This window comes from Streptomyces sp. NPDC050549 (assembly GCF_040655035.1).
GTDB lineage: Bacteria > Actinomycetota > Actinomycetes > Streptomycetales > Streptomycetaceae > Streptomyces.
In genome coordinates this window covers 319115-343410 of sequence record NZ_JBFAJD010000004.1, presented here as the reverse complement: position 1 = coordinate 343410, position 24296 = coordinate 319115, and the positions used below count along the sequence as shown (strand labels likewise).

Annotated in this window: 23 protein-coding genes; 8 read left to right on the top strand and 15 right to left on the bottom strand. The window is 69.9% G+C overall.

The annotated features are described in order from the left end of the window. Positions 1 to 18: 18 nt before the first annotated feature. The 3 genes from AB0I51_RS09575 to AB0I51_RS09565 all read right to left on the bottom strand — a co-directional run bounded on the left by AB0I51_RS09575 (position 19) and on the right by AB0I51_RS09565 (position 2289). Positions 19 to 768, bottom strand: coding sequence for an SDR family oxidoreductase (locus tag AB0I51_RS09575; protein ID WP_362973073.1), 750 nt, complete (start codon positions 766 to 768; stop codon positions 19 to 21). A gap of 91 nt (positions 769 to 859) precedes the next feature. Beyond that, positions 860 to 1627, bottom strand: coding sequence for a DUF4253 domain-containing protein (locus AB0I51_RS09570; RefSeq protein ID WP_362973071.1), 768 nt, complete (start codon positions 1625 to 1627; stop codon positions 860 to 862). 53 nt (positions 1628 to 1680) lie between these two features. Next, positions 1681 to 2289 carry an NAD(P)H-dependent oxidoreductase gene (locus AB0I51_RS09565; protein WP_362973069.1) on the bottom strand — a complete coding sequence of 203 codons (609 nt, stop codon included), beginning with the start codon at positions 2287 to 2289 and terminating at the stop codon, positions 1681 to 1683. Between the two features lie 113 nt (positions 2290 to 2402). Here AB0I51_RS09565 and AB0I51_RS09560 point away from each other — a divergent pair, with 113 nt between their 5' ends. Then, entirely contained in the window at positions 2403 to 3242 is an 840-nt protein-coding gene (locus AB0I51_RS09560) for a helix-turn-helix transcriptional regulator (protein WP_362973067.1), read from the top strand. On the opposite strand, the gene AB0I51_RS09555 is transcribed toward AB0I51_RS09560, so the two are convergent. Both AB0I51_RS09555 and AB0I51_RS09550 read right to left on the bottom strand, forming a co-directional pair. Further along, positions 3239 to 3487 carry a DUF397 domain-containing protein gene (locus AB0I51_RS09555; protein ID WP_362973065.1) on the bottom strand — a complete coding sequence of 83 codons (249 nt, stop codon included), beginning with the start codon at positions 3485 to 3487 and terminating at the stop codon, positions 3239 to 3241. The genes AB0I51_RS09560 and AB0I51_RS09555 overlap by 4 nt on opposite strands. Then, positions 3484 to 4296: a helix-turn-helix transcriptional regulator gene (locus AB0I51_RS09550; protein WP_362973063.1), complete on the bottom strand. Its 813-nt coding sequence runs from the start codon at positions 4294 to 4296 to the stop codon at positions 3484 to 3486. Before AB0I51_RS09550 ends, AB0I51_RS09555 begins: the two co-directional genes overlap by 4 nt. 122 nt (positions 4297 to 4418) lie before the next feature. Between AB0I51_RS09550 and AB0I51_RS09545 the strand changes: the two genes are divergently transcribed. Beyond that, positions 4419 to 4811 carry an ATP-binding protein gene (locus AB0I51_RS09545; protein WP_362973061.1) on the top strand — a complete coding sequence of 131 codons (393 nt, stop codon included), beginning with the start codon at positions 4419 to 4421 and terminating at the stop codon, positions 4809 to 4811. A 4-nt stretch (positions 4812 to 4815) separates the two neighbouring features. Here the strand turns inward: AB0I51_RS09545 and AB0I51_RS09540 are convergent, their stop codons facing one another. The 4 genes from AB0I51_RS09540 to AB0I51_RS09525 form a co-directional block, all read right to left on the bottom strand. Next, the gene (locus tag AB0I51_RS09540) at positions 4816 to 5115 is read right to left on the bottom strand and encodes a hypothetical protein (protein WP_362973059.1); all 300 of its coding nucleotides are present in this window, start codon (positions 5113 to 5115) and stop codon (positions 4816 to 4818) included. 465 nt (positions 5116 to 5580) lie between these two features. Further along, positions 5581 to 7515: a glycosyltransferase family A protein gene (locus AB0I51_RS09535; RefSeq protein ID WP_362973057.1), complete on the bottom strand. Its 1935-nt coding sequence runs from the start codon at positions 7513 to 7515 to the stop codon at positions 5581 to 5583. Between the two features lie 17 nt (positions 7516 to 7532). Further along, entirely contained in the window at positions 7533 to 8411 is an 879-nt protein-coding gene (locus tag AB0I51_RS09530) for a DUF2690 domain-containing protein (protein WP_362973055.1), read from the bottom strand. Then, entirely contained in the window at positions 8408 to 9169 is a 762-nt protein-coding gene (locus tag AB0I51_RS09525; RefSeq protein WP_362973053.1) for a peptidoglycan-binding protein, read from the bottom strand. Before AB0I51_RS09525 ends, AB0I51_RS09530 begins: the two co-directional genes overlap by 4 nt. Before the next feature lie 294 nt (positions 9170 to 9463). On the opposite strand from AB0I51_RS09525, the gene AB0I51_RS09520 reads away from it, so the two are divergent. Then, the gene (locus AB0I51_RS09520; RefSeq protein ID WP_362973051.1) at positions 9464 to 9901 is read left to right on the top strand and encodes a peptidoglycan-binding protein; all 438 of its coding nucleotides are present in this window, start codon (positions 9464 to 9466) and stop codon (positions 9899 to 9901) included. A 108-nt stretch (positions 9902 to 10009) separates the two neighbouring features. Here AB0I51_RS09520 and argS read toward each other — a convergent pair whose 3' ends face one another. Beyond that, complete coding sequence (gene argS / locus AB0I51_RS09515) at positions 10010 to 11773, bottom strand: arginine--tRNA ligase (RefSeq protein WP_362973049.1); 1764 nt, start codon at positions 11771 to 11773, stop codon at positions 10010 to 10012. Positions 11774 to 12089: 316 nt separating this feature from the next. On the opposite strand from argS, the gene lysS reads away from it, so the two are divergent. Further along, on the top strand, positions 12090 to 13832 hold the full coding sequence (gene lysS, locus AB0I51_RS09510) for a lysine--tRNA ligase (protein ID WP_362973047.1): 1743 nt from the start codon (positions 12090 to 12092) through the stop codon (positions 13830 to 13832). Between the two features lie 71 nt (positions 13833 to 13903). On the opposite strand, the gene AB0I51_RS09505 is transcribed toward lysS, so the two are convergent. The 3 genes from AB0I51_RS09505 to AB0I51_RS09495 all read right to left on the bottom strand — a co-directional run bounded on the left by AB0I51_RS09505 (position 13904) and on the right by AB0I51_RS09495 (position 17284). Next, positions 13904 to 15241, bottom strand: a complete 1338-nt coding sequence (locus AB0I51_RS09505; protein WP_362973135.1) for a DUF2637 domain-containing protein — start codon at positions 15239 to 15241, stop codon at positions 13904 to 13906. Between the two features lie 194 nt (positions 15242 to 15435). Beyond that, positions 15436 to 16338 (bottom strand): DUF3558 domain-containing protein, encoded by a 903-nt coding sequence (locus AB0I51_RS09500; protein ID WP_362973045.1) that lies wholly within the window; start codon positions 16336 to 16338, stop codon positions 15436 to 15438. 118 nt (positions 16339 to 16456) lie between these two features. Then, complete coding sequence (locus tag AB0I51_RS09495; RefSeq protein WP_362973043.1) at positions 16457 to 17284, bottom strand: DUF3558 domain-containing protein; 828 nt, start codon at positions 17282 to 17284, stop codon at positions 16457 to 16459. Between the two features lie 219 nt (positions 17285 to 17503). Between AB0I51_RS09495 and AB0I51_RS09490 the strand changes: the two genes are divergently transcribed. From AB0I51_RS09490 to AB0I51_RS09480, 3 genes are all read left to right on the top strand, one after another. Next, positions 17504 to 18697 carry an RtcB family protein gene (locus AB0I51_RS09490; RefSeq protein ID WP_362973041.1) on the top strand — a complete coding sequence of 398 codons (1194 nt, stop codon included), beginning with the start codon at positions 17504 to 17506 and terminating at the stop codon, positions 18695 to 18697. A gap of 212 nt (positions 18698 to 18909) precedes the next feature. Next, positions 18910 to 20283, top strand: a complete 1374-nt coding sequence (locus AB0I51_RS09485) for a hypothetical protein (protein WP_362973039.1) — start codon at positions 18910 to 18912, stop codon at positions 20281 to 20283. A gap of 214 nt (positions 20284 to 20497) precedes the next feature. Further along, positions 20498 to 21574 (top strand): hypothetical protein, encoded by a 1077-nt coding sequence (locus AB0I51_RS09480; RefSeq protein ID WP_362973037.1) that lies wholly within the window; start codon positions 20498 to 20500, stop codon positions 21572 to 21574. Positions 21575 to 21596: 22 nt separating this feature from the next. Here AB0I51_RS09480 and AB0I51_RS09475 read toward each other — a convergent pair whose 3' ends face one another. Further along, positions 21597 to 22865 carry a GNAT family N-acetyltransferase gene (locus AB0I51_RS09475; protein WP_362973035.1) on the bottom strand — a complete coding sequence of 423 codons (1269 nt, stop codon included), beginning with the start codon at positions 22863 to 22865 and terminating at the stop codon, positions 21597 to 21599. A 30-nt stretch (positions 22866 to 22895) separates the two neighbouring features. Then, positions 22896 to 23765, bottom strand: a complete 870-nt coding sequence (locus AB0I51_RS09470) for an NAD(P)H-binding protein (protein WP_362973033.1) — start codon at positions 23763 to 23765, stop codon at positions 22896 to 22898. A gap of 93 nt (positions 23766 to 23858) precedes the next feature. Here AB0I51_RS09470 and AB0I51_RS09465 point away from each other — a divergent pair, with 93 nt between their 5' ends. Further along, the gene (locus tag AB0I51_RS09465; protein WP_362973031.1) at positions 23859 to 24293 is read left to right on the top strand and encodes a MarR family winged helix-turn-helix transcriptional regulator; all 435 of its coding nucleotides are present in this window, start codon (positions 23859 to 23861) and stop codon (positions 24291 to 24293) included. Positions 24294 to 24296: the final 3 nt, after the last annotated feature.

Below are 24296 nucleotides of genomic sequence, written 5' to 3'. Positions count from 1 at the left end.
GGTCGAACGGACGGACGGTCATTGGGGCAACAGCTGCTGCCCGCCGTCGATGTCGTAGGTCGCGCCCGTCAGGGCTTCGTTGCGCATGATGTGTACGGCCAGGGCGGCGACGTCCGCCGGGCCGACGACGCGGCGGATGGGGAGCGAGGCGCGGAGCTGTTCCCGGCGGGCGTCGAGCCGGTCGCCCAGGAGCGCGGCCGACAGCGGGGTGTCGACGAATCCGGGGGCGATGGCGTTCACCCGGACCGGGGCCAGTTCGAGGGCCAGGTTGGCGGTGAGGGCGGGGAGTGCGGCGGTCATCGCGGCGATGACGGACATGCCGATGCCGGGGCGGCGACCGCCCGTGCCGCCGATGAACAGCAGCGTGCCCCCGTCCCGGACCCGCTCCCGGCCGTACTTGGCGATCCCGAGCACCACGGCGAGACGTTCGCCGAAGTACCGGCCGGTCTCCGCCAGGTCCAGGTCGGCCAGCGGCCTGTACAAGGGGCCGCCGACGGTCGACAGGACGTGGTCGACCGGGTCGGGCAGGTCGTCGAAGAACTCCCGGAGCCGGTCCGTGTCGGTGGCGTCGAGGATCGCGGTGCTCAGTGGCCCGATCTCCGCAGCCGTGCGCTCCAGCCGCTGCGGATCCCGCGCGACCATGATCACCTCGCCGCCGGCGGTGCGGACCTGACGCGCGGTTTCGAGCCCGATCCCCGAGCTCGCCCCGATCACGACGACGGTCTGACCGGCCAGGTCCTGCGGCCGGGCCGGCTCACTTCCGCTCATCACAGCCTCCGGTGGGCGACACATGGGACGCGCCTCCCGAACGTAACCCGGGCCGCGGGGCCCCACCACCGGAGTGCGGGGAGGGCTCAGGTCAGTCCCACCAGAAGGACCAGGTGGGTTGGCCGATCAGCTTCTGGGCGTACGTCTCCAGGTCGCCGATGTCGTCCGGGCAGAAGGCGAAGTGCTCGGCGGCCACTTCCTCGGCCTCGTCGAGGTCGGCGGGCGGGGCCGCCACGGACACGGTCAGCCGGTCGAAGCCGAGGGCCACGACCCGTATGCCGAAGCGGTCCTCCCAGGAACGGAGGACCGCGCAGAGGCGAGCCGTGTCGTTCTCCTGGTTGGCGGGGCCCATCCAGCCGATAGCCGCCGGGATGTCCGCGCTGCGGCGGGCCGGCACCAGGGCGAGGTGCGGCGCCTTGAACCCCGGCCCGCCGCCCGCCAGGGAGTCGGCGACCTCGGCAGCCCGCTCGTCGGGATCGGCGACCAGGGTGAGCGGTTCGGCGAGGCCCGGCCACTCGTCGCCCTCGTCCGTGTACTCCTCCCAGAACTCCTCCAGTACCTCGTCGGCGTCGTGGTCCCCGGGATACGACATCTCGTCGGGGCTCAACTCCCATTCCTCCGGGCCGCCTTGGTCGCCGTTCACGTCCATGAGCAGCGGGAGGAGCCCGGCGGTGCGTGCGGACCGCAGGCCGTCGTAGTCACCGGGCCCCGCCGGTCCGTCCGCGCACCACAACAGCGGTTCGTCCGACGGGCCTTCGGCCGTCATGTCGATCAGTCTCCCGGGAGGGAGCTCAAGCCCGAGCGAGCTGCCGCTCGGGTCGGCCGCCAGCTTCGGCAGCGGATTGGGAAGAGTCGCCATGCCAGAGACTGTAGAGGCGGCCACTGACAGTCGGCGATGGGCGAGGACTCCGGTCAGGCTGGGTACGGGCTCGCCTCGCGTGCCGCACTCAAGGCGGCGGCCCACCAGGCCAGTTGATCGAGCAGGGTCTTGGCGTAGCCGGGCGCCTGGGGGTCCAGCGGCTGCCCTTCCTCCCACGCGGTGAAGTAGTTCGGGAACGCCAGGCCGTCGCGGATGGTCACCGCGTGCAGTTCGGTGAGGACGTTCTCCAGGTGGAGGACGGCATGACGGCCGCCGGCCGCGCCGCCGTAGCTGACGAAGGCCACGGGCTTGGCCGTCCACTGGGTGAAGTGCCAGTCGATGGCGGCCTTCAGGGCGGCGGGGTAGCTGTGGTTGTACTCGGGGGTGACCAGGACGAAGGCATCCGCGCCCTCCAGGCGGGAGGTCAGGGGCGTCATTCCTTCGGGGCGCGGGTAGGAGTCCCCGGCGTACTTCGGCGACTCCGCGGGCAACGACAACGGGATCTCCACGTCGGCCAGGTCGACGACCTCGACGTCGAACCCGCCGTGCACGCGCGCCTGTTCGGCGACCCAGGAGGCGACGACGGGCCCGAACCGCCCTTCCCGCACGCTTCCGACGACGATGACCAGCTTGTGGTTCTTCTGCTTCTCGTTCTCGCTCATGTGATCCACGGTCCACCGCGTCCGGCGCGGCAACCAGACCGGGCGCAGGCTGGCCCCCGCAGGGCCACGCTGAGGCAGCCGGGCGAACCGGCCCCGCCACTAAACTCTGAGTCATGGGCACGCCACTGGGGCACTTCGTCCGAGCCAAGCGCGACAGCATCCAGCCCGAGTCGTTCGGGATCCCCGACCGGGGCCGCCGACGCGCCCCGGGGCTACGACGCTCGGACCTGGCCGCCCGCGCCGGGATCAGCGTCGAGTACCTCACCCGCATCGAGCAGGGACGGGACCGCAATCCGTCCCCCGCCGTGGTCAACGCCATCGCCGACGCCCTGAGCCTGGATGCCGCCGAACGCGAGCACCTGCGTTACCTCACCAAGATCACCGGCGGAGCCTGCCCCACGCACCGGCGGCCCGCGCCGCCCAGCCGTGAGGTCCGCCCGACCGTGCTGGCGACCCTCCAACTCCTTGAGCCCTCAACCGCGTTCGTCACCAACCGCCTGGGCGACGTGCTCGCGCACACCACCGGGTTCGAGCTGGTGATGCGCGGCAGCGGGCTGTTGGACGGGCGGGAGCCGAACCTGACCCGCTATGTGTTCACCGATCCGCGCGCCCGGACGTTCTTCCCCGACTGGGACCAGGTGGCCGACGAGCAGGCCTTCGACCTGTGGCTCGGACCGTCCCTGGAGACCTCCGAGTGGTTCACGGCCGACCTCGCTCCGCTGGCAGGGCAGGAGTTCACCCGGCGGCTGAACCGACACCTGCCACCGCCGCAGGTCCCGCTACGACTCAACCACCCCACCGCGCACGAACTGCGCTGGCAGCGCGAACGGTTGGAGCTGCCGCGCACCGACGCGCAGGAACTGGTGGTCCTCCTGCCCGCCGACGAGACGACGGCCCAGGCCGTGGAACGCCTTCGCCGCAGGCCTGGCGGCGCCCTTCGCGCGATCGGCTAGCGGGCGGCCGAGTGGGTCGTGAACGCGGTCCAGGCGGAGGGGGAGACGGTGAGAGTGGGGCTGCTGTCCGCCGGGTTCTTGGAGTCGCGGATGTGGATGGTGTGGGGGCAGGTGGCGACCTCGACGCACTGGCCACCCTCGTCGCCGCTGTAGCTGGACTTCCGCCAGGCGTAGGCGACTTCGAGGCAGGCGCCGCCTTCGCTGCCGCTGTAGCTCGACTTGAACCACTCAAGTGCGGTGCTCATGGATCTCCTAGCAGACGGTCGAGCAGGTCCCTTGACTCCTGAGGGGACAAGGCCTGTGACCGCAGCATCGCATATTTGCGTGCCATGACGGACACTTCGTCCGGGTCGGAAACCCACTGGCTACCGCGCTGACCTTCGGCGTAGGCGAGGTGCTGGTGGTCCGGTGTCTCAAGGAGGATGAACGGGCCGTCCAGTCCTGCGTGTGCCGACGTGTTCATCGGCAGGAACTGGAGTGATAGGCCTGGGAGTTCGGCGCATTCGCGCAGGAAACGGAGCTGCTCGCGACGGGCCTTCGGCGTCCCGATGCCGAGATGCAGAACCGGCTCCCAGATGACGAAGCTCATCGTCGGCGGACACCTGCGCTGCAAGATCTCCTGCCGTTCGATGCGGCCCGCGAGCTTCGCCGCGATCTCGTCCTCGTCGTACGCCGGAATGCGTTCCGCCAGGACCGCGCGGGCGTATTCGGTGGTCTGGAGGAGACCAGGGATGACGGCGTTGTCGTACCAGGACAGGGAGATGGCCTCGCGCTCATGCAGCATGTACTCCTCGGCGTAGAGCGGGAATTGGTCGATCTCGGGGAGGTTGTCGACCCCCGCCGCCAACGTGCCCTTCGTGTCGAGGATCAGGTCCAACGTCTTGGCCAGCGAGAGCATCAGCCGTCGCCTGCCCTGCTCGATGGACGCGATGGTCTCCTCGTCGACCATGGCCCGTTCGGCGAGTTGGCGTTGCGTCAACCCGGCTGCCATCCGGGCCGCTTTCACCTGTGAGCCCAGTAGCCGCATCGTGGAGCGGTTCTTCTTGGAGTTCATGCTGTGGTGCTCCCCACGTCCACCCGTTTCGGACCCCGCACGGACCCGTACTCCGCCCGTACAAAAACGGATCCAGGCCTCACGCCCTGTCAACAGTAGTGACGCTCAGCAACTCTTGTCCCGTGAACCCGAGTGAGAAGTTCTTCCGGCGCGAACGCCGGTCCGTTCCCGCCGCCAGGCACTTCGCGCACGCGTTGCTCGCCGAGTGGGGACTCGCGGAGACCGAGCGCGGTGGCGATGTGCTGCTGTGCGTCAGCGAGTTGGCGACCAACGCGCTGGTGCACGGGGTGCCGCCGGGACGGCAGTTCCGGGTGTTCCTGCGCTACGACGGCCAGGTGCTGCGGGTCGAGGTGCACGACAGCGGGGGCGGCGTCCCGCACGTGGACGAGGCCGACGACGGCGACGAGGGTGGACGCGGGCTGCTGCTCGTCGCCGCCCTCGCCGACAAGTGGGGCGTGGGGGAAAGGGACTTGGGCAAGGTGGTGTGGGCCGAGTTCGTCTGCCTCTGCTCTTGAGATCTCAGTCGTCGGCCGGCACGTCATGACGCGCCAGCCAGTTCGGATCGTCCAGATCCTGGCGGACCCGATCCGGCAGTCCGGCGAGCCCCGAACCGCGTCCCCGGGCGAAGCACCCGCGGGCCTCGCACCGGGCGTGCTCCAAGGCGGCGGCCCGAGCGGCGTCTTCGTTGTCGTACCGCGTCACGTCGCGCCGCTCATAGCTCTCCTGCGAATCGGCGGAGGCCTGCCCGGCTGCCAGGGCCCAGCAGCCTTCCCAGCCGTGGTACTTGTCACCCTGGTCGCTCACCCAGAAGTAGGCCATGAGACGGAGTCTGCCACCGGGAGAGGGGTGCATCCCGGCCTTCGCCCAGGTCATGCCGCTCGGGCCGGTCCGTCAGTGCCGCCTTATGGTTCCGGGATGAGTAACTCCGCCGCGTCCGCGGTCAGGGAGTGGTCGACTTCGAAGCCGTGATCAGGTCGCGGGATGTCCTGGCGCGAGTACGTCAGGTACTGCCCGACCTCGAATGGCGGGCGTCGGCCGGCAAGGAGCACGGTTCGTCGGAGGCCGGCGACAACCCCGCAGACTGCCTGCCCGTCCAAGCGTTCGACTTGAGTCGTCCGCTGGACCGCGCGGAGCCCTCATCGCTGCTCTCGGGCCGGATCCCGCCGCTGTTCGGTGGGATCTCGACGCATGGCCCGCGGTTCCCGAAGCGGGACTGGAGGCGATCTCGCAGAAGAGTACGCGTACTGGCAGGGTGGAGTCGGCGCCTCTGTGACCCCGCAGCCCCTAGCGCCCCAACAGCCGCCGCACCCGCCGCACTTGACGGTTGTCCGCCACCGCGTCGAGGAAGCGGCGTCCGCCGCCGGACTCGTAGGCCGGGCCCTCCACGCGGAGCACCGTGCCGTCGCGGACGACGGCGTACGCGAGGGGCTTGGCCGTCTTGGGGAGGTTGACCGGGTGGCGGCCGGCGGGGAGCTTCAGGCGGGCGGGGAGGCGGAGTCGGGCCGTTTCCGTGCCGGGGGTCGGGAGCAGTTCGGCCTGTACTCCGAGGGTCCCTACGGTGACCTTCACGCGGACGGGGGCGCTGTCCTGCGCCGCCGCGACGTACGGGAGCGGTAGTGAACTGCCCTCGCCCCGGCCGGCGTTGGTCGCCGCCACCGTCGACGTGTCCTGGCCCAGCTTGCGCTGGCGCTGGTCCACGTCGAGGGCCAGCTGGCCGCTGCCGGTCCAGTACGGGAGGGACAGTCTGCCGCCGGTCAGGGCCGGGCCCGTCGCCGGGGTGCCCGGCGCGGCGTCGCCCGTCACGCGCACCATCCGGTCCACGCCCAGGAGTTGGACGTAGGCCCACACGTCGTGCACCCCGCGCTCCAGCGGGCGTCCGCCCGCCAGGTGCTCCGGGTCGAGGGACAGGCGGCCGGAGGCGACCACCTGGGAACGGCCCTCGCCGAGCGGTCGTAGGCGAAGTTCGAGATCGCCCTCCGGGTACCACCAGTCCTCGCGGTCGCGGTCCTTGACGATCAGTTCCGCGTACGCCAGGCGGAAGGGGTCCGGGACCTCCCAGCCGTCCGCCGTGCCCGGCACGCCGTCCAAGAGGTCCGGGTCCAGACACTGCTTGCCGTCCCGCTCGACCAGGGTCAGGGGTTCGCCGTCGCCACGGAGCAGTTCCAGCGTGATGTCGGCGACCAAGTGGCCGTTCTCCCAGCGCGGTTCGCCCACCGTGGTGCGGGGCTTGATCTCGCGGACGCGTTCGGCGAGCGTCACCGCGCCGTCGAAGTCACCGGCCTCCAGGAGGGTGGCGCGCAGGCGGGAGACCGCGGGCAGGCCCTCCCGGACCGCCGCCGGGAACTCCGACACGGCCACTTCGCGCGCCGCCTCGAAACGCTGCCGCTGCTCGGCCGGATCCTCGCGCAGGATCTCGGGCTCGCGGGCCCGGGAGAGGATCTCGACGTGGTAGAGGCGGTGGAGCAGGCGGTTCTGGAGGGCGTCGATGTCGTCGGACGCGGGGGTGCCGTCCTTGATCCGGCCAATGATCGTGCGGGTGTTGGGCCAGAAACCGTGCCGGGGGTCGAAACGGTGCTGGGTGTTGTTGCCGCCGTCGTCGCGCTTCATCCAGTAGTAGACGGGATAGTCGGCGAGGATCGCGATCCGCTCCGCCTTGAGGTACGCGGCGCTGACGAACGCCAGGTCCTCCAGGATCCACGGGCCCTCGGGGAAGCGGAGCCCGTGCTCCTCGACGAACGCCCGCCGGAACATCTTGTGCGGCGACATGCTCTGCATCAGCTCGTCGTTCTCGATCGTGCAGGCGTCCACCGTGTGCCGGAACAGCCGCCTCGGCCGCACCATCGTGCTGGACATCTTGCCGAGGACGATGTCCGCGTCAGTGCGCTTGGCGTGCTCGTACAGTCGCTCCAGCGCCTCGGGGCCCAGCTTGTCGTCGTGGTCGACGAACTGGACGTACTCGCCCTTGGCGTGCTCCATGCCGAGGTTGCGCGGGGCGCCCGGCCAGCCCGAGTTGGGCCGCGTGTGCACCTGGACGTTGGGGTGCCCGGCGGCGATCTTCTGCAGGCGGCTCAGGGTGTCGTCGGTCGAGCCGTCGTCGACGTAGACGATCTCGTACTCGTCGGCGGGCAGACTCTGCCCCAGCAGCGAGGGGGCGCACTCGTCGACGTACTTCCCGGTGTTGTAGACGGGAACGATCACACTGACCTTGACTCTGGGCATCCCAGGACACTACACAGCTACGTCACACGTCCGTCAAAGCACTCCCTTTTCCCCGTACCGGTCCCCGCGGGCAGGAAGCAGGCCCGGACCGCGGTTCCCGGCGCGGTCACGGCCATCATCGTGTACACGTACGTGTCCGCCTCCACCGCGTTGCCCACCTCGGCCGCGTGCCCGGAGCCCGCCCGGCCGGGCACGACCAGCTCGATCCGGTCGCCGATCCGGCCGCCCCACATCCGTGCCCAGGTCGTCCCGCAGATCTTGCTGTGCCGCAGCTCCACCCACGCGCCGGTGGCCGTCTCGTGCTGGGTGATGGTGTCCGGCTGAGGCGCACAGCGCATCGCCAGCGGGCTGCGGCCCTCGCAGTCCGCGCCCTGACAGCCAGGCCCGGACGCCACCGTCGCCGTGCTGCTCGCGGCGGTCGGCGACAGCGGAGTGGACCCGGAGGACCCCGGAAGCAGCACCAGGGCGAGGACCACGGCACTCACGGCCACCGCGCACACGGAGGCGAGCACGGCGAGCGCGGCGACACCGCGCTGCTCGGGGGCGGTGGGAGGAGCGGCGACCGGCGGAGTGTCCGTGCCCGCGGGCTTCGCCACCGGGGGAGTGGAGGCGGCCGTGGGCCCGGGGGCGGCAGGGGCAGTGGTCGTGGGCGCCGGTGCCGACGCCCCGCGTCCGCTCGCCTCCGACTCCGCGATCTCCCACAGCGCCACACACCGGCCCACCGGCTCCCCGGCCAGCCGGCACAGCTCCTCGACCGCCTCCCGGGGCGGCAGCGTCCGGCCGTTGAGATACCTCTCCCACGACGACTTGCTGTACGTCGTCTTCGCGGCGAGCCCCGCCATACTCAGCCCGGTCGCGGCCCGCAACTCCCGCAGTGCGGAGGCCAGTTGACTCATCCTCGCAGCGCCTTCCAGGTGTGCGGCCCGACCATGCCGTCCACATCGAGCCCGGACTGCTTCTGGAACGCCTTCACCGCGTGCTCCGTCAGCGGACCGAACATCCCGTCGATACCGCCCGGCGAGATCCCCGCCCGCCGGAGCAGACACTGCGCCTCGGCCACCGCGGGACCATTGCTGCCCGCGGCCAGATTCTCCTGCCGGGTACGGCTGTTGCCCGCGTACCAGTGCCCGCCGACCCGCTCCACCCGGCAGGAGTACGGCGACGGCGAGGCCGGCGCGGCGAGCGGCGCCGTCGACGACCGTGCCGTACCGCCACCGCCGTCGTCCATCAGCCGCACCGTCACCAGCACCGCCGACGCCACCGCCAGCACCAGCGTCACCGAACCCGCCACCAGCGCGATGCGCAGCACCCGGCGCTCGGGGGAGAGCGGGGGCCGCTGCGACAGCACGATCTCCGGCTCCGGGTCCGCCTCCGCCTCCGGTACGGCAGCCGTCCACGCCTCGGCCGCCACCTCGCGCAGCGCCAGCAGCCGGGTCGGGTCCTCGCCGCAGACCCGGGCCAGCGCCGCCACGGCCGGTACGGGAGGCAGGGCACGGGCGCCGAAATACCGCTCCCAGGACTTCGGGCTGTACTCCGTCCGCGCCGCCAACTGCCGCACGCTCAGCCCGCTGTGGTCCTTCAGCCAGCGCAGCCGCACCACCAACTGCCGGACCCGCGGGTCCAGTTCCGCAGGCAGCGCCTTCCAACGCGACATGTGCCCCCCAGTTCGCGTTCGGGGACCGGGGTCAGCGGTCCCTGCCGCGTCGCATTCTGCATCACGGACCACTCCTCGCACGGCTATTCGGTTCCGGCGCGCGAAGGGAATCGGCCAAGGTCCACAACGGTCCGCCGGGCGTCCCGTCCCACCGTCCCCGCTGCCCGTGTCCCCGCAGCTCAGAGGTGGTGGCGTCCCGTGTGGACGTCACCTCGGCCCAAGCCGTGGCGGGCTGCCCGGCGCGGCCCGCAATCTCGTTCCAGCACGACGACCGACTACCCGAAAGAGGAACCCATGCGACCGAATGTCGTGGCCAGGACCCTCGTCAGCCTCACCGCCGTCGCCGGTATCGCGGCCGGAGGTGTCGCGTTCGCCGCCCCCAGCTTCGCCGCGCCGGCCGCCTCCGTACAGGCCTCGTCCGTCTCGATCCAGGCGGTCCAGAACTTCGGCCTCACCGTCGCCGAGGCGAAGAAGGTGCAGACCTGGCTGAAGACGTACTGGAGCTACACCGACACCATCGACGGCCAGCTCGGCCCGAACAGCTGGAAGGCCTTCCAGCGCTGCCTGGCGACCTACTACGGCTACACCGGCGCGATCGACGGCGACCCGGGCGTCAACACCATCAAGGCCCTCCAGCGGCTGCTGCAGAACTGGGGCTACACCGGCGCCATCGACGGCGACGCGGGCACCGGCACCCGGGCCGCGTTCAAGAACTTCGCCAACGGCATCTGAGCGACGCCCTCCGAGGCCAACGGCGGCTGAAAATCGGTGTGTTGACGACCGCGGCCCGTCCTCTCCCGGGGGAGGGGACGGGCCGCGGTCGCGCGCTCCGTGGAACGGTCAGAGCTTCTCGGGCGTCCTGATGCCCAGCAGCGCCATGCCCCGGTGCAGGGTCCGGGCCGTGAGGTCCACCAGCAGCAGACGGTTCTCCTGCTGCTCCCGCGTATCGGCCTTGAGGACCGGGCACTGGTCGTAGAACGTCGTGAGCAGGGACGCCAGTTGGTACAGGTACGCCGTGAGCTTGTGCGGGGCGTACTCCTTCGCCGCGTCCGTGACCACCTCGCTGAACTGGTCCAGGTGCAGGCCCAACGCCCGCTCCGCACCGGTCAGTTCGAGCTCCGGACGGGCCAGCGGCCGGGCCTCGCCCGCCTTGCGCAGGATCGACTGGATACGGGCGTACGCGTACTGCAGGTACACCGACGTGTCACCGCTCAGCGACACCATCTGGTCCAGGTCGAACTTGTAGTCCCGCACGGCGGACGTCGACAGGTCGGCGTACTTCACGGCGCCGATCCCGACGTACCGCCCGTTCTCGACGATCTCCTCCTCCGTCAGGCCCACCTTCTCGGCCTTCTCCCGGACGACCGCGGTCGCCCGCTGTACCGCCTCGTCGAGCAGGTCCTCCAGCTTCACCGACACGCCCTCACGCGTCTTGAACGGCTTGCCGTCCTTGCCGAGGATCGTGCCGAACGCCAGCTGGAACGCCGTGACGTCGTCGTTCAGCCAGCCGGCCCGCCGCGCGGTCTCGAAGACCATCTTGAAGTGCAGGGACTGCCGGACGTCGACCACGTACAGGAGCGAGTTCGCCTTCAGGTTGAAGACGCGGTCCCTGATCGCGGACAGGTCGGTGGCCGCGTAGCCGTAGCCGCCGTCGGACTTGCGGACGATCAGCGGGGTCCGGTTGCCGTCCGGGCCCTTGATGTCGTCGAAGAACACGCACAGCGCGCCGTCCGAGATCTCCGCGACCCCGGACTCCTCAAGGAGCCGGCAGGTCTCGTCCAGCATGTCGTTGTAGCCCGACTCGCCGACGATGTCCGGGTCCCGGATCTCCATGTCCAGCTTCTCGAAGACGGAGAAGAAGTAGATCTTCGACTCGTCCACGAACTTCTGCCACGCGGCCAGCGTCTTCGGCTCGCCCGCCTGGAGATCCACCACCCGGCGCCGGGCCCGCGTCTTGAACTCCTCGTCGGAGTCGAAGAGTTTGCGGGCCGCCTTGTAGAGCCGGTCGAGGTTCGACATCGCCTCCTCGCCGGTGATCTGCGCGTCGCCGTGGTCCAACTCGCCCGGGTGCTCGTCCAGATACTGGATCAGCATGCCGAACTGGGTGCCCCAGTCGCCGATGTGGTGCCGCCGGACCACCGACTCGCCGGTGAACTCAAGGAGTTGGACCAGCGCGTCACCGATCACCGCGGAGCGGAGGTGGCCGACGTGCATCTCCTTCGCCACGTTCGGCTGCGCGTAGTCGATCACCGTCGTCCCCGGGTGCTCCGCGAGGGGCACGCCGAGGCGGGCCGGGTCGGCGTAGCGCGCGGCCAGGTTCTCGGTGATCGCCCTGTCGGTGATCGTGATGTTCAGGAAGCCGGGGCCGGAGACCTCGACGTCCTGGATCACACCGCCGGTCGTGATGTGCGAGACGACCTGCGTCGCCAGCTCCCGGGGGTTGGCCTTGGCCTTCTTGGCGAGGGCGAGGATGCCGTTCGCCTGGAAGTCGGCCCGGTCGCTACGTCGCAGCAGGGGGTCCGCGTCCGCCTCCGGCAGGGTGGCCGAGAGGGCGTTCGCGAGGCGCTGGTGGACTAGGTCGGTGAGCGACGTGACCGGAGCCATGGGGTGGGAGCCGTTCTCCTCGTGGGTTTGGTAGACACGGTCAGTATCCCACGGGGGGTAAAGCGAGTTTTTCGGGTGCGGGCCCGGTGGGGGCTGGTCGCGCAGTTCCCCGCGCCCCTTGTGGGCGGCTGCGCCGCCGTCCATGCCTCGGCCTTCGTGCGCCTGGGAGGTGGCTGCGCCGGCCCTCCGAGCCTCAGCGCCCGTGCTTCCGGGTCATGGCCTTGGAAAAGCCGTTTTCGTGGATGTCGGGTCGCCTGGGACAATGGCGGGGTCAGTCGTGCGACCGTACCGGCTGCCCCGTGCCAGAAAGAAGGACGTGCCGATCGTGGCTCAGAGCACCGAGACCACCGACTGGGTCTCCCGTTTCGCGGATGAGGTCATCGAGGAGTCGGAGCGTCGGGCCCCGGGCAAACCGGTCGTCGTCGCGTCCGGGCTGTCCCCGTCAGGGCCCATCCACCTCGGCAATCTGCGTGAGGTGATGACTCCGCACCTCGTCGCCGACGAGATCCGCCGCCGGGGTCACGAGGTCCGGCACCTCATCTCCTGGGACGACTACGACCGCTACCGCAAGGTGCCCAACGGGGTGGAAGGGACCGACGCCAGCTGGGCCGAGCACATCGGCAAGCCGCTGACCTCCGTCCCGGCCCCGGCCGGATCGCCGTACCCGAACTGGGCGGAGCACTTCAAGGCCGCGATGATCGCCTCGCTCGCCGAGCTGGGCGTGGAGTTCGACGGGATCAGCCAGACCGCGCAGTACACCTCCGGCGTGTACCGCGAGCAGATCCTGCACGCCATGAAGCACCGCGGCGACATCGACGCCATCCTGGAGCAGTACCGCACCAAGAAGGCCCCGGCCAAGAAGCAGCAGCAGAAGGCCGTCGACGCCGCCGAGCTGGAGGCCGAGGCGGGCTCCGGCGCGGCCGAGGAGGACGACGGCAGTTCCGGCTCCGCCGGCTACTTCCCGTACAAGCCCTTCTGCGGCGCCTGCGGCAAGGACCTCACCACCGTCACGGCGTACGACGACGACACCACCGAGCTGACGTACGTCTGCACCGAGGACGGCTTCACCGAGACCGTCCTGCTCAGCGAGTTCAACCGCGGCAAGCTGGTCTGGAAGGTCGACTGGCCGATGCGCTGGGCCTATGAGGGGGTCATTTTCGAGCCGAGCGGTGTGGACCACTCGTCTCCCGGGTCCTCCTTCCAGGTCGGTGGGCAGATCGTCGGGATCTTCGGCGGCGAGCGGCCCATCGGGCCCATGTACGCCTTCGTCGGCATCAGCGGCATGGCCAAGATGTCCAGCAGCAAGGGCGGGGTTCCCACCCCGGCAGACGCGCTCCAGATCATGGAACCGCAGCTCCTGCGCTGGCTCTACGCCCGCCGCCGCCCCAACCAGTCCTTCAAGATCGCCTTCGACCAGGAGATCCAGCGCCTCTACGACGAGTGGGACAAGCTGGACGGGAAGGTCGCGGACGGTTCCGCCCTGCCCGCCGACGTCGCCGCGCACTCCCGTGCCGTACGCACCGCCGCCGGTGAACTCCCGCGCACACCCCGCCCGTTGCCGTACCGGACCCTCGCGTCCGTCGCCGACATCACCGCCGGGGCCGAGGACCAGACGCTGCGCATCCTCGGCGAACTCGACCCCGCCAACCCGCTGTCCACCCTCGACGAGGTCCGCCCCCGGCTCGACAAGGCCGAGGCCTGGATCAACACGCACGTCCCCGCCGACCAGCGGACCATCGTGCGCGACGAACCCGACGTCGACCTCCTCAAGTCCCTCGACGAGCCCGCCCGGCAGTCCCTGCGGCTGCTCGCCGACGGACTCGCCGACCACTGGTCCCTGGACGGCCTGAGCCACCTCGTCTACGGCGTCCCGAAGGTCCAGGCCGGCTTCTCCGCCGACGCGACCGCGAAGGAACTCCCGCCGGAGATCAAGACCGCCCAGCGGACCTTCTTTGCCCTCCTCTACCACCTGCTCGTCAGCCGCGACACGGGCCCGCGCCTGCCCACGCTGCTGCTTGCGGTGGGGCAGGAGAGGGTGCGGACCCTGCTCGGCGAGTAGGCCGTTCTACGACGACGGGGGTGCCCGGTGCCATCGAGCACCGGGCACCCCCGTCGTCGTACGAGAAGCGCCTACGCGATGTGGTCTTCCTGGAGTTCCGCCGTGTGACGGTTGGTGAAACGGTTGACCATCCGGTCGGCCTCGCGCTGCGGGAGCGTGATGCCGTACGTGGCCTCCACGTCACCCCGGAACTGGCCCCCGGTCGGATAGCTGCCGTCTATCGACTTCTTGAAGATGAGGTAGTAGTCGTCCTCGGACGGCTCCGTGCCGCCGCCCGCACCCAGCTCACGGGTACGGCCCGGCCCCGCCGGGATCGGGAAGGTGCCGGTGTCCTCGGGCGAGGGCTCGGGTTCCGGCTGCTGCTCCTCGTACCGCTGTTGTTGTTGCGGGAACTGCTGCTGCTCGAACCGCCGTTGCTGTGCGAACTGCTGCTGTTCCTCCTCGTACTGCTGGAACTGCTCCGCCTGCTGCTGCTCCGCGTACCACTCCTGGTACGCGGCATCCGGGTCGTACGTCGGGTCGTAGCCGCCCTGGTACGCCACCGACTGGGGGTCGCGCGCCTGGAGCCACTGACTCTGCAGCTCGGCGTACTCCTGCTCCTGCTGTGTCTGCTGTTGCGGCCGCTCGTTCGCCGCGGGGGGCGGAAGCTGCTCCCGGACCGGCGCCGGGTTGTTCTGCACGGCCGGTGTCTGCGGCTCCGGCTCCCGCGCGGGTTCCAACTGCGGGGCGGGGGGCAGCAGTACGGGCTCGATGCCCGCCGCCGCCAGACCCGAGGGAGCCGTCTCCGCGAGCGGGACGCCGTAGCGCGCCAGCCGCAGCGGCATCAGGGACTCCACCGGGGCCTTGCGGCGCCACGCGCGGCCGAAGCGGGAGTGGAGCCGCGCCTGATAGACGAGACGATCCTGCTCCAGCTTGATGACCTGCTCGTAGGAACGCAGCTCCCACAGCTTCATCCGGCGCCAGAGGAGGAACGTCGGGAGAGGGGAGAGCAGCCAGCGGGTGAGGCGGACGCCCTCCATGTGCTTGTCGGCCGTGATGTCGGCGATCCGGCCGATCGCGTGCCGGGCCGCCTCGACGGAGACCACGAACAGGATCGGGATCACCGCGTGCATACCGACACCGAGCGGGTCGGGCCAGGCCGCCGCGCCGTTGAACGCGATCGTCGCGACCGTCAGCAGCCACGCCGTCTGGCGCAGCAGCGGGAAGGGAATCCTGATCCAGGTCAGGAGCAGGTCCAGGGCGAGCAGGACGCAGATGCCCGCGTCGATACCGACCGGGAACACGTAGGCGAAGTTGCCGAAGCCCTTCTTCAGGGCGAGTTCGCGTACGGCGGCGTACGAACCGGCGAAGCCGATACCGGCGATGACCATCGCACCGGAGACCACCACGCCGATGAGCACCCGGTGCATACGTGTGAGCTGAATGGGCGCGGACACCCGTACTCCCCTCCCCTTGCATGGTCTTGCGCGGAACAGGGTGGCACATGTGTGCGGCGTCCCGGGCGCCGGTCTGCCAGGAGCCCGGCGCCTACGAGAGACCGGGCTCCGTCAAATGGCTTGGCTGACCTGCGAGTTGAGGGCGAAAAACGGTGTGGATGTGACGGTCAGCTCTTCTTGCTCGCGGAGGCGGACGGAGAGGCCTTGGACGCCGGCTTGGACGGAGACGCGGAGGGGGACGCGGACTTGGAGGGGGACGCGGAGGGCGAACCGGCACCGCCGGTGCCGCTGCCCCCGCCGCTGCCGTTGGCCGACGAGACCGCCGCCACGACCTCCTTCGCGGCCTTCTCCGCCGCCTTCGTCAACGCGTCCGCGTCCGGCGTCTTGTCGCCCGCCAGACCCGCGCCGTTGTAGTCGATCGTGACGACCACGTTCTCGACCCGCGCCACCACCGTCTGCTGCTTGAAGGCGCCTTCCTTCTTCTTCAGGTCGTAGCGCACCGCCGTGGCCTCGGCACCCGCGCCCGCGAACGGCTCCGACTTGACGTTCTTCGCGCCGGTGACCGACTGCGCCTCCTGCACCTGCTTCGTGTAGTACGACGCGGCCAGCTTGTCGCCCTCGCCCTGCGTCTGCGAGGAGTCGAACCGCAGCAACGACACGTTCAGCCAGCGGAACTGCGAACCCTTGACCCCGTTGTTGTCCAGGCTCGTCCAGGAGCAACTGCCGCGCGACGCCGTGTCGGTCGACGTACCCTCCTTGCCCGACTTGGCCCCCTCCGGGACCAGGTCGGTCAACGTCTTCTTCGACAGCACCGCACACGGCTCGGGCAGCTTCTTGTACGCCGCCGCCTGCACCGGCGGAGCGGCCGTGGCGTTGGCGGAGGTCGTCGCGCCGACGCCCGTCGTGTCCTTGCCCGCCCTGTCCCCGGAACCGGAGTCCGAGGAGCAGCCGGCCGCGATCAGCATCACCGGGACCGCTGCCGCGCAGACAAGGACGCGGTGAAGACGCTTCGCTCGCTGGTGGTCCTGCTGGTCGCGCTGTGCTGGTTGATGCATGGTTCCTTCACTCATGACGCTCGTGGTTCCTGCCGTCGGATCGGGTCCGAGGGGCCACGGTACGCGGTGAGTCAGCTGTGCGGTCTCCGTTCACGGGCTTTGAGCGGGCCCCCGGAAGCGGCCGTCCGAGCCGCTAACCGTTGAGCGAGTCGGCCAGTTGCGCGGCCAGTTTCCGTGCCCTGTCCTGCATCTTCTGGCTGTCCGGGACCACGCCGACCGTCGCCGGCTGCTCCTCGTACTCGATGGTCACAATGACGTTGGACGTGCGAAACACCACAGTCACCGTCCGCTGCTTGGCCGTCGAACCGGAACTGCTCAACGCGTCGTCGAGGAACGCCTCGTCACCGAGATCGGAGAGCGTCCTGGGCTGGAGGGCGGCCGGGGCGGTGGAGTCGGAGGGGGAGGCGGAGGCCGAGTCCGAGGAGGACGCGGAAGAGGAGGGGGTGGTGGAGGCGGAGGCCGAGGCCGAGGGGGTGGCCGAGTCCGACGCGGCGCTCGTGCTCGCGGCCGGCTCCGGAAGATCCGCCGCCGTCTCCTTCGTCGCGAAGATCGTCTTCGCCTGGCTGTCGTCGCTCACGGCGTTGTCGTACGACACCACCCGCTCGAAATCGACCAGCAGATGGTCGGTCGCGTCCGTGGACTCCACCTTCCAACGGCAGCCCACCTTGCGGTCCGTGTCGTACGTCAGCGTCGCCTCGCCCGCGTAGGCCGCCGCGCGCTGCTCCGCGTCCGTCATCTGCTTGATGCCCGGGAGCAGGGAGTCCAGCGTGCTCTGGCCGACCGCTCCGCAGGGCTCCGGAAGCGTGCGGTACTTGCCCGGCTGGGCCGCCGCGGTCGCCGTACCGGCGTCGCCCGGGTTGGCGTCGTCCGTAGTGCCCCCGCTTCCCGAACCGCTCGTGCAGCCGGCCAGCAGCGCCATGAGGAGCGCGGCGGCGCCGGGTACGTATGCCTTCCGCTGCACGGTCGGGCTCCTCTCGACGACGATCAAGGGCTCTGGACGATGATCAAGGGTGCTGCCAGTGTCCCCGCTGGTTAATCGCTTGCCGCACCGGGGGACCTCCTGGAGACAATGTGTATCGCACGCACAGCCGTGAACGCCGGTCCGGTGTCCCTTTCGTTGACCTTGGCGCCGGTTTTGCGATTTTAGACTTCTGTTGTTTTCCGGGGGAATGAGGACGAAATGTCGTATGTGGAGATGCCGGGCGCGAAGGTCCCGATCCGTATGTGGACCGACCCGGCGTCGGTCGAGGAGGGCGCACTCCAGCAACTCCGCAACGTGGCCACCCTGCCCTGGATCAAGGGCCTCGCCGTCATGCCGGACGTGCACTACGGCAAGGGTGCGACGGTCGGCTCGGTCATCGCGATGCAGGGCGCGGTCTGCCCGGCGGCGGTCGGTGTCGACATCGGCTGCGGAATGTCCGCGGTCAGGACCTCCCTCACGGCCAACGACCTCCCCGGCGACCTCTCCCGCCTGCGCTCGAAGATCGAGCAGGCGATTCCGGTGGGGCGGGGGATGCATGACAGTCCGGTCGATCCCGGGCGGATGTATGGGTTCGCGACTGCCGGGTGGGACGACTTCTGGGGGCGGTTCGAGGGGGTTGCCGAATCGGTCAAATTCCGTCACGAGCGTGCACAGAAGCAGATGGGAACGCTCGGATCCGGCAACCACTTCACAGAAGTTTGCATAGGTGGCGATGGTTCGGTCTGGCTCATGCTCCACTCCGGATCCCGGAACATCGGCAAGGAACTGGCCGAGCACCACATCGGCACGGCCCAGAAGCTCCCGCACAACCAGGGCCTGGTCGACCGCGACCTCGCCGTCTTCATCGCGGACACCCCGCAGATGGCGGCGTACCGCAACGACCTCTTCTGGGCGCAGGAGTACGCGAAGTACAACCGCACCATCATGATGGCGCTCCTGAAGGACGTGATCCGCAAGGAGTTCAAGACGGCGAAGCCGACCTTCGAGCCGGAGATCTCGTGCCACCACAACTACGTGAGTGAGGAGCGGTACGAGGGTGTGGACCTGCTCGTCACCCGCAAGGGAGCGATCCGCGCCGGCTCCGGCGAGTACGGGATCATCCCGGGCTCGATGGGCACGGGGTCGTACATCGTGAAGGGCCTCGGCAACGAGAAGGCCTTCAACTCGGCCTCGCACGGCGCCGGTCGGCGCATGAGCCGCAGCGCGGCCAAGCGTCGCTTCTCGACCAAGGACCTGGAGGAGCAGACGCGGGGCGTGGAGTGCCGCAAGGACTCCGGCGTCGTGGACGAGATCCCGGGTGCGTACAAGCCGATCGAGCAGGTCATCGATCAGCAGCGGGACCTTGTGGAGGTCGTGGTGAAGCTCAAGCAGGTCGTCTGTGTGAAGGGTTGAGAAGTCAATGCGCCGGTCGCTCTGAGATCCTTCTGAGATCTCTGTGAATTCGCACTCTATTGCTGTGAATTCCGGCGGCTGGCGCATTTCAATTGATGTGCCGTTTGTGGAAACATTGGTTGCGCGCGTTCCTTATCGCTGGCCTCGAATTTCGCTGTGATGCTGCCCGAATGTTTCGCCGAACCCACCAGCAGCGTCTCGGAGGACAGCACATGTCTGAGCGGTACCAGAATCAGGGCGAGTTGAGCCGGCGGACCGTCGTGGCCGCCGGTGCGGCGACCGCGCTCGCGGCGACCGTGGTCGGCGGTGCCACCTCCGCCCGGGCCGCCACCGGCACCGAGGCGGCGGCCGGGCTGAAGGTCGGCGCCGGCAAGGCCGCGTTCACCCCCGCGGCCTCGCTCCTGCCGCTGGGCAACTTCACCGCCGTGCACGACGACCTCAACGTCCGTGTCCTGCTGGTGGAGTCCGGCTCCCGCCGGATCGCCCTCGCCGTGCTGGACCCGACCTCGATCAGCGCGGAGGCGATCGCGCTGATGCGGACCGCCATCACCGCGGCCAGTGGCGTCACCGCCGCGAACATCATGGTCACCGTCACGCACTGCTTCTCCGCGCCGCACGTCCAGGCGAGTTCGTCCTCGGCCGGTGCCGCCGCCTATCTGCAGAACATCGTCGCCGCGACCAAGAGCGCGGTCGCGGACGCGGTGAAGAACCTCCAGGACGCCGAGGTCGGCTACGGCACCGGTCGCTCCGACGTCGACGTCAACCGCAACGTCTCCACCGCCGACGGCTACTGGCTCGGTGTCAACGAGCAACTCCCCTCCGACAAGGGCGTGTACGTCGCCCGCTTCAACGACCTCGACGGCAACCCGATCGCCGTCCTGACCAACTACAACGTCCAGTCCTGCGTGATGCAGGACTCCGTCATGGCCGACGGCACCCTGCCCATCACCGCGGACCTCGCCGGCGCGGCCGTCGCGCACGTCGAGACCCAGTACCCAGGCGCCGTCGGCTTCTGGCTGGTCGGCGCGTGCGGCGACCAGTTCCCGGCCTACCGTTCGAAGCGGTACACGATCGACAAGGACAAGGGCTGGACCTACGGCGTCGATCTGCACGACGCCGGCTTCGCGCTGCTCACCGCGCAGGGCGAGCGGCTCGGCAACGAGATCGTGCGGGTCGCCCAGGGGATCAGCAAGTACGAGAGCGGCAAGAAGGTCGCCGTGCGGCTGGTCACCGACGACATCACCACGACGCAGGTCACCGGTCCGCAGGCCGGCGCGCCCATGAAGACCGTCACCTTCACCCCGACCGGCACCGCCCAGGTGCCCGTCTGGGTCTTCCAGGTCGGCAAGGGAGCCTTCGCGGGTGTGGAGCCGGAGTTGTCCACGACCACCGCGAATGCGATCCGCGAGAATTCGTCGTTCTCCAGCACTTTCGTCATGTCGATGTTCGAGGGCGGCGCCAAGAACATGCCCGACAAATGGAATTTCGACCAGGTCACCTACGAGGCGGTCGACGGCTTCTACATCCAGGGCACCGCGGAGAAGGCCGCCACCCGTATCGGGCGCATTATCAAGTCCCTGAAGTGAGGTGTGGAAAATGACGACAAGGCGCGCTTTCTGTGGTCGCCGCATTGGGCCTCGCGGCCTGCGACTCCGGCAGCGACAGCGGCAGCGGTAGTGGTGGCGGGCACGTGAAAGGTGCCACCGCCATCACCCAGGTCGTCGAGGGGCGGACCGTCACCAAGGTCTACGCCAACACCGGCGCGGCCCTCCCCGGGGCAAGGGCGGGCCGTACGTCATCGTGGAGCTCTCCCCGAACGACGACGGCGCGCTGCTGTGGGGAGGCGTGGGCGGGGGTGGGGGGCGCAGCGGGGAGCACCCAGCCGTCGGCGTCGTCATCGCCCTCGGCGTCCGATTCCAGCAGTCCGTACGTCATCCCCGGCCCGCAGGTCGGCTCGACCGGCGGACCCGCCACCATCAAGGCGGCGAAGGCCACCGTCGCCCAGGCCGGCACCGTCACGACACCGACGGCACTCGCTACGCCGCCGGCGACACCAAGGTAGCCACCGGCCACACCGTGAACCTGATCGTCGACGACTTCCAGCAGTTCACGTACAAGGACCCGAAGACCGGCAGGTCGCTGTCGTACAGCCTCTTCGTCCCGAAGGGCTACGACAAGACCAAGTCCTATCCGCTGGTCCTCTTCATGCACGACGCGAGCCTGATCGGCACCACCGTGCGGGCGACGCTGGTGCAGGGGCTGGGCGCGGTGTGCTGGGCCGCTCCGGCGGAGCGGCCGGCGTTCGTGCCGGCGCCGCAGTACCCGGAGGTGGTCGTCGGCGACGACTACAGGCCGACGTCGCTCTTCGACACCACCGCCGACCTGGTCCGGGAGCCGGCGGGCAAGTACAGCATCGACACCGAACGGCTGTACTCCACCGGGCAGTCGACGGGGGCGATGATGGCCCTCGGCCTGAACATCAAGTACCCCGATCTCTTCGCCGCTTCGCGACCCGCCGCCGGCCAGTGGCCCGCCGCCCAGGCCGCGCCGCTGGCGAAGAAGAACCTCTGGGTCACCGTCTCGCAGGGCGCCACCAAGGCGTATCCGGGGGAGAACGCCATCATGGCCGTCGTCGAGAAGGCCGGGACGAAGGTCGGCCGTGCGGTCTGGGACGGCCAGTCCACGGCGGCGGAGTTCGCTGCGGACGTCAAGGCCATGGTGGCCAAGGGCACCACGGTCAACTACTCGACGTTCAAGAAGGGTTCGACCCTGGCCGGAGGCCTGGCCAACGCGCACGGCGTCGAGCACAACTCCACCTGGCCGATCGCCTACACCATCGAAGGCATCCGGGAGTGGATCTTCCAGCAGCGGAAGTAGGCCCGCACCGGCTGGTCTCGGCTCAGCCGCCGAGGCGCTTCTCCAGGAGTGTCACCGCGTACGGGCTCCCCAACCCGCCGTCCTTCGCCCGCTGTTCGCCTACGACGGTGTAGCCCGCCGACTCGTAGTAGGCGCGCAGGCGGGGGTTGGCGGAGAGGCAGTCCAGACGGGCGTACGGGCGGCCCGTCGCGGTGATGCGGGATTCCGCCTGCGCGAGCAGCCGGCGTCCCGTGCCCGGCGGTGCCGTGTGCGGGGTCGTCATCAGGCGGTGGACGTAGCCGGCGTCGGGCGGGCGCGGGCCCCAGGCCGCCGGGTCGTCCCACCAGATCTCGCAGGCGCCGGCCAGGGTCTCGCCGGCGTACGCCAGCCACACCTCGCCCTCCCGCACGCGCCGCAGGAAGTGGGCCTCGTCCTTCTCTCCCGGCTTCCACTGGTCGATGCCCCGGGCCAGTTGCCACAGGGCCGCGCTGTCCCGGAGGCGGACGAGTGCGGCGGCGTCCGCCTCGGTGGCCTCGCGGTAGGTCAACTCCGGCCAGGTGGTGGGACGTTGTTCAAGCAGCTTGTCGCGCAGGGTGGTGGAGAGGGCCGTGGCGTCCAGGGGCAGGGCCTTGGTCACATAGTCCTCGACCGAGCCGTAGCGGCTGGTCAGCCCGGCCAGGAACAGGCGCATGACCGCTTCCGGGGCGTGGCCCCAGGCCGGCCAGGCCGGGGTGCGGCCGCCGTTGCGGGTCTGCCAGGCCAGGAGGAGGGCGGGGGTGGCGAGTTCGGTGAGGGTGAAGTCCTCCACGATCGTCTCCTCGGGGACGCCGAGCAGGCCGAGGACGAGTGCCGCGAGCAGGCCGGTGCGGTCCTTGCCGGACGCGCAGTGGAAGACGAGGGGGGTGTCCGTCTCGGCCGCCGCCGCGACCAGTTCCAGCGCCCGCGCGATCTCCTCCGTGCCGTCTTCTGCCACCTCCGCGTACCGCTCCGCCAGGTACGGCCCCGGGTCGATGTCGGGGGTCAACACCGCCTGGTCGTAAGGGCGATGCTCGATGCTCAGGTTGTGGTACGTGAACGACGCGTGCTCGGGGACACGGCCCCTGCGCTCGATCTCCCAGGGGTGGCGGAGGTCGATCACCGTGGCGATCCCGAGGCCGAGGAAGCGGGTCCAGTCGTCCGTGTTCTCGCTCAACTTGCCCAGGGAGTCGGCGCGGTAGAGGAGTCCGGGGCGGACGCGGCGGCCGTCCGGGGTCGGGTAGCCGCCCAGGTCACGGAAGTTGGGGAGATCGTCGAAGGGGAGGTGTCTGTCCACGGACGGTGACTTTATTCGGTGGCCGGGACTTCATACGGTGGCCGGTCGGCGGAACGCGTCGGCGTGGCGTGCGCACCAGTCGGCGAACGTGCGCGGCCTGCGGCCGAGCAGGCGCTCCACGGTGTCCGTCCCGAAGCCGACGGTGTCGGCGCGCATGAGTGCGAAGCCCTCGGTGACGGCGGCGGCGAGCGCCGGGGGCGCGCCGTGGGGGAAGCGGAACCGTACGATCTCGTCCGGTGTGGTGGTGGCCCTGACCTCGATGGTGCGGCCGACGGTCTCGGAGATGATCCGGACCTGCTCGGCGACGGTGAACGTCTCGTCGCCGGTGAGGACGTACTCCTCGCCCTCCTCCTCGTGGCCGGTCAGGACGTGGGCGGCGACCGCGGCGATGTCGGCGGGGTCGATCGGCGCGTAGCGGCCGGGGCCGACCGGGTCGAGGACGTAGCCGCCCTCGTGAATGGTGGGCAGCCAGTCGAGGGCGTTGGTCATGAAGCCGCCGGGCCGGAGGAAGGTGGCGGGGATGCCGGAGGCGCGGATGATCTGCTCGCGCTCGTGGTGCCAGCGGCCCATGGCGGGGACCGGGTCGAGCAGGACGTGGGCGGAGGACAGGTGCACGAGGTGCCGCACTCCGGCCGCGCGGGCGGCGGCCACCGCCGTGGTGGTGTGGTCTGTGCCGATGCCCTGGGTGAGCAGGAACAGTCTGTCCACGCCGGAGAGGGCGGGGGCGAGTGTGTCGGGGTCGCCCAGGTCTCCTACGACGAGTTCGGCGCGGTCGGACGGGGGCAGTCCGGCGGCTCGGGCGGGGTCGCGGACGAGGAGCCGTGACTTCTCGCCCCTGTCGTCGAGTTCGCGGGCGAGGGCCCGGCCGATGTTTCCGGTGGCGCCGGTGACCAGTATCATTGCGGCTCCCAAAGTCGTTTGCCGTCTAATGAGTTCGGGAGAACGCTAGCCGGTGAATGATTAGCCGTCAATCGACTTGCGTGAAGGGCCGCCATGTCCGAGTTCCTGGACCTGCACGGCAGGACGTCGAAGGTGCTCCGCTCCCTTGCCGACGCGGCCATGCGGCGCCACGGGCTGCACGTCGGCCAGAACCACCTGCTCGCCGTGCTCTGGGAACGCGACGGCGCCACCCCCGGCGAGGTCGCCGCCGCGCTGCACGTCACGACGCCCACCGTCGTCAAGATGGCCGACCGGATGACCGCGGCCGGACTCCTCACCCGGCGCCGCGACGACCGGGACAACCGGCTCGTCCGGCTCTGGCTCACCGACGCGGGGCGCGCGCTGCGCGAACCGGTCGAGGCGGAACGGCGGTTGATCGAGGAGCGGGTCACCGCGGACCTCACCGACGCCGAACGCGCGGCCCTCCTCAGCGCGTTGACGAAGGTCCACCGGTCGGCGAGCGATCTCCTGAACGGCGATCAGGTCTGACCG

Bases quoted from the DNA above. Each gene is read 5' to 3' on its own strand.
- AB0I51_RS09560 (WP_362973067.1), top strand. From the start codon at position 2,403: ATGGGCACGCCACTGGGGCACTTCGTCCGAGCCAAGCGCGACAGCATC.
- AB0I51_RS09520 (WP_362973051.1), top strand. From the start codon at position 9,464: ATGCGACCGAATGTCGTGGCCAGGACCCTCGTCAGCCTCACCGCCGTC.
- AB0I51_RS09525 (WP_362973053.1), bottom strand. From the start codon at position 9,169: ATGTCGCGTTGGAAGGCGCTGCCTGCGGAACTGGACCCGCGGGTCCGG.
- AB0I51_RS09535 (WP_362973057.1), bottom strand. From the start codon at position 7,515: ATGCCCAGAGTCAAGGTCAGTGTGATCGTTCCCGTCTACAACACCGGG.
- AB0I51_RS09500 (WP_362973045.1), bottom strand. From the start codon at position 16,338: ATGAGTGAAGGAACCATGCATCAACCAGCACAGCGCGACCAGCAGGAC.
- AB0I51_RS09550 (WP_362973063.1), bottom strand. From the start codon at position 4,296: ATGAACTCCAAGAAGAACCGCTCCACGATGCGGCTACTGGGCTCACAG.
- AB0I51_RS09540 (WP_362973059.1), bottom strand. From the start codon at position 5,115: ATGGCCTACTTCTGGGTGAGCGACCAGGGTGACAAGTACCACGGCTGG.
- AB0I51_RS09555 (WP_362973065.1), bottom strand. From the start codon at position 3,487: ATGAGCACCGCACTTGAGTGGTTCAAGTCGAGCTACAGCGGCAGCGAA.
- AB0I51_RS09490 (WP_362973041.1), top strand. From the start codon at position 17,504: ATGTCGTATGTGGAGATGCCGGGCGCGAAGGTCCCGATCCGTATGTGG.
- argS (WP_362973049.1), bottom strand. From the start codon at position 11,773: ATGGCTCCGGTCACGTCGCTCACCGACCTAGTCCACCAGCGCCTCGCG.
- AB0I51_RS09575 (WP_362973073.1), bottom strand. From the start codon at position 768: ATGAGCGGAAGTGAGCCGGCCCGGCCGCAGGACCTGGCCGGTCAGACC.
- AB0I51_RS09485 (WP_362973039.1), top strand. From the start codon at position 18,910: ATGTCTGAGCGGTACCAGAATCAGGGCGAGTTGAGCCGGCGGACCGTC.
- AB0I51_RS09505 (WP_362973135.1), bottom strand. From the start codon at position 15,241: ATGCACCGGGTGCTCATCGGCGTGGTGGTCTCCGGTGCGATGGTCATC.
- AB0I51_RS09570 (WP_362973071.1), bottom strand. From the start codon at position 1,627: ATGGCGACTCTTCCCAATCCGCTGCCGAAGCTGGCGGCCGACCCGAGC.
- AB0I51_RS09470 (WP_362973033.1), bottom strand. From the start codon at position 23,765: ATGATACTGGTCACCGGCGCCACCGGAAACATCGGCCGGGCCCTCGCC.
- AB0I51_RS09530 (WP_362973055.1), bottom strand. From the start codon at position 8,411: ATGAGTCAACTGGCCTCCGCACTGCGGGAGTTGCGGGCCGCGACCGGG.
- AB0I51_RS09465 (WP_362973031.1), top strand. From the start codon at position 23,859: ATGTCCGAGTTCCTGGACCTGCACGGCAGGACGTCGAAGGTGCTCCGC.
- AB0I51_RS09565 (WP_362973069.1), bottom strand. From the start codon at position 2,289: ATGAGCGAGAACGAGAAGCAGAAGAACCACAAGCTGGTCATCGTCGTC.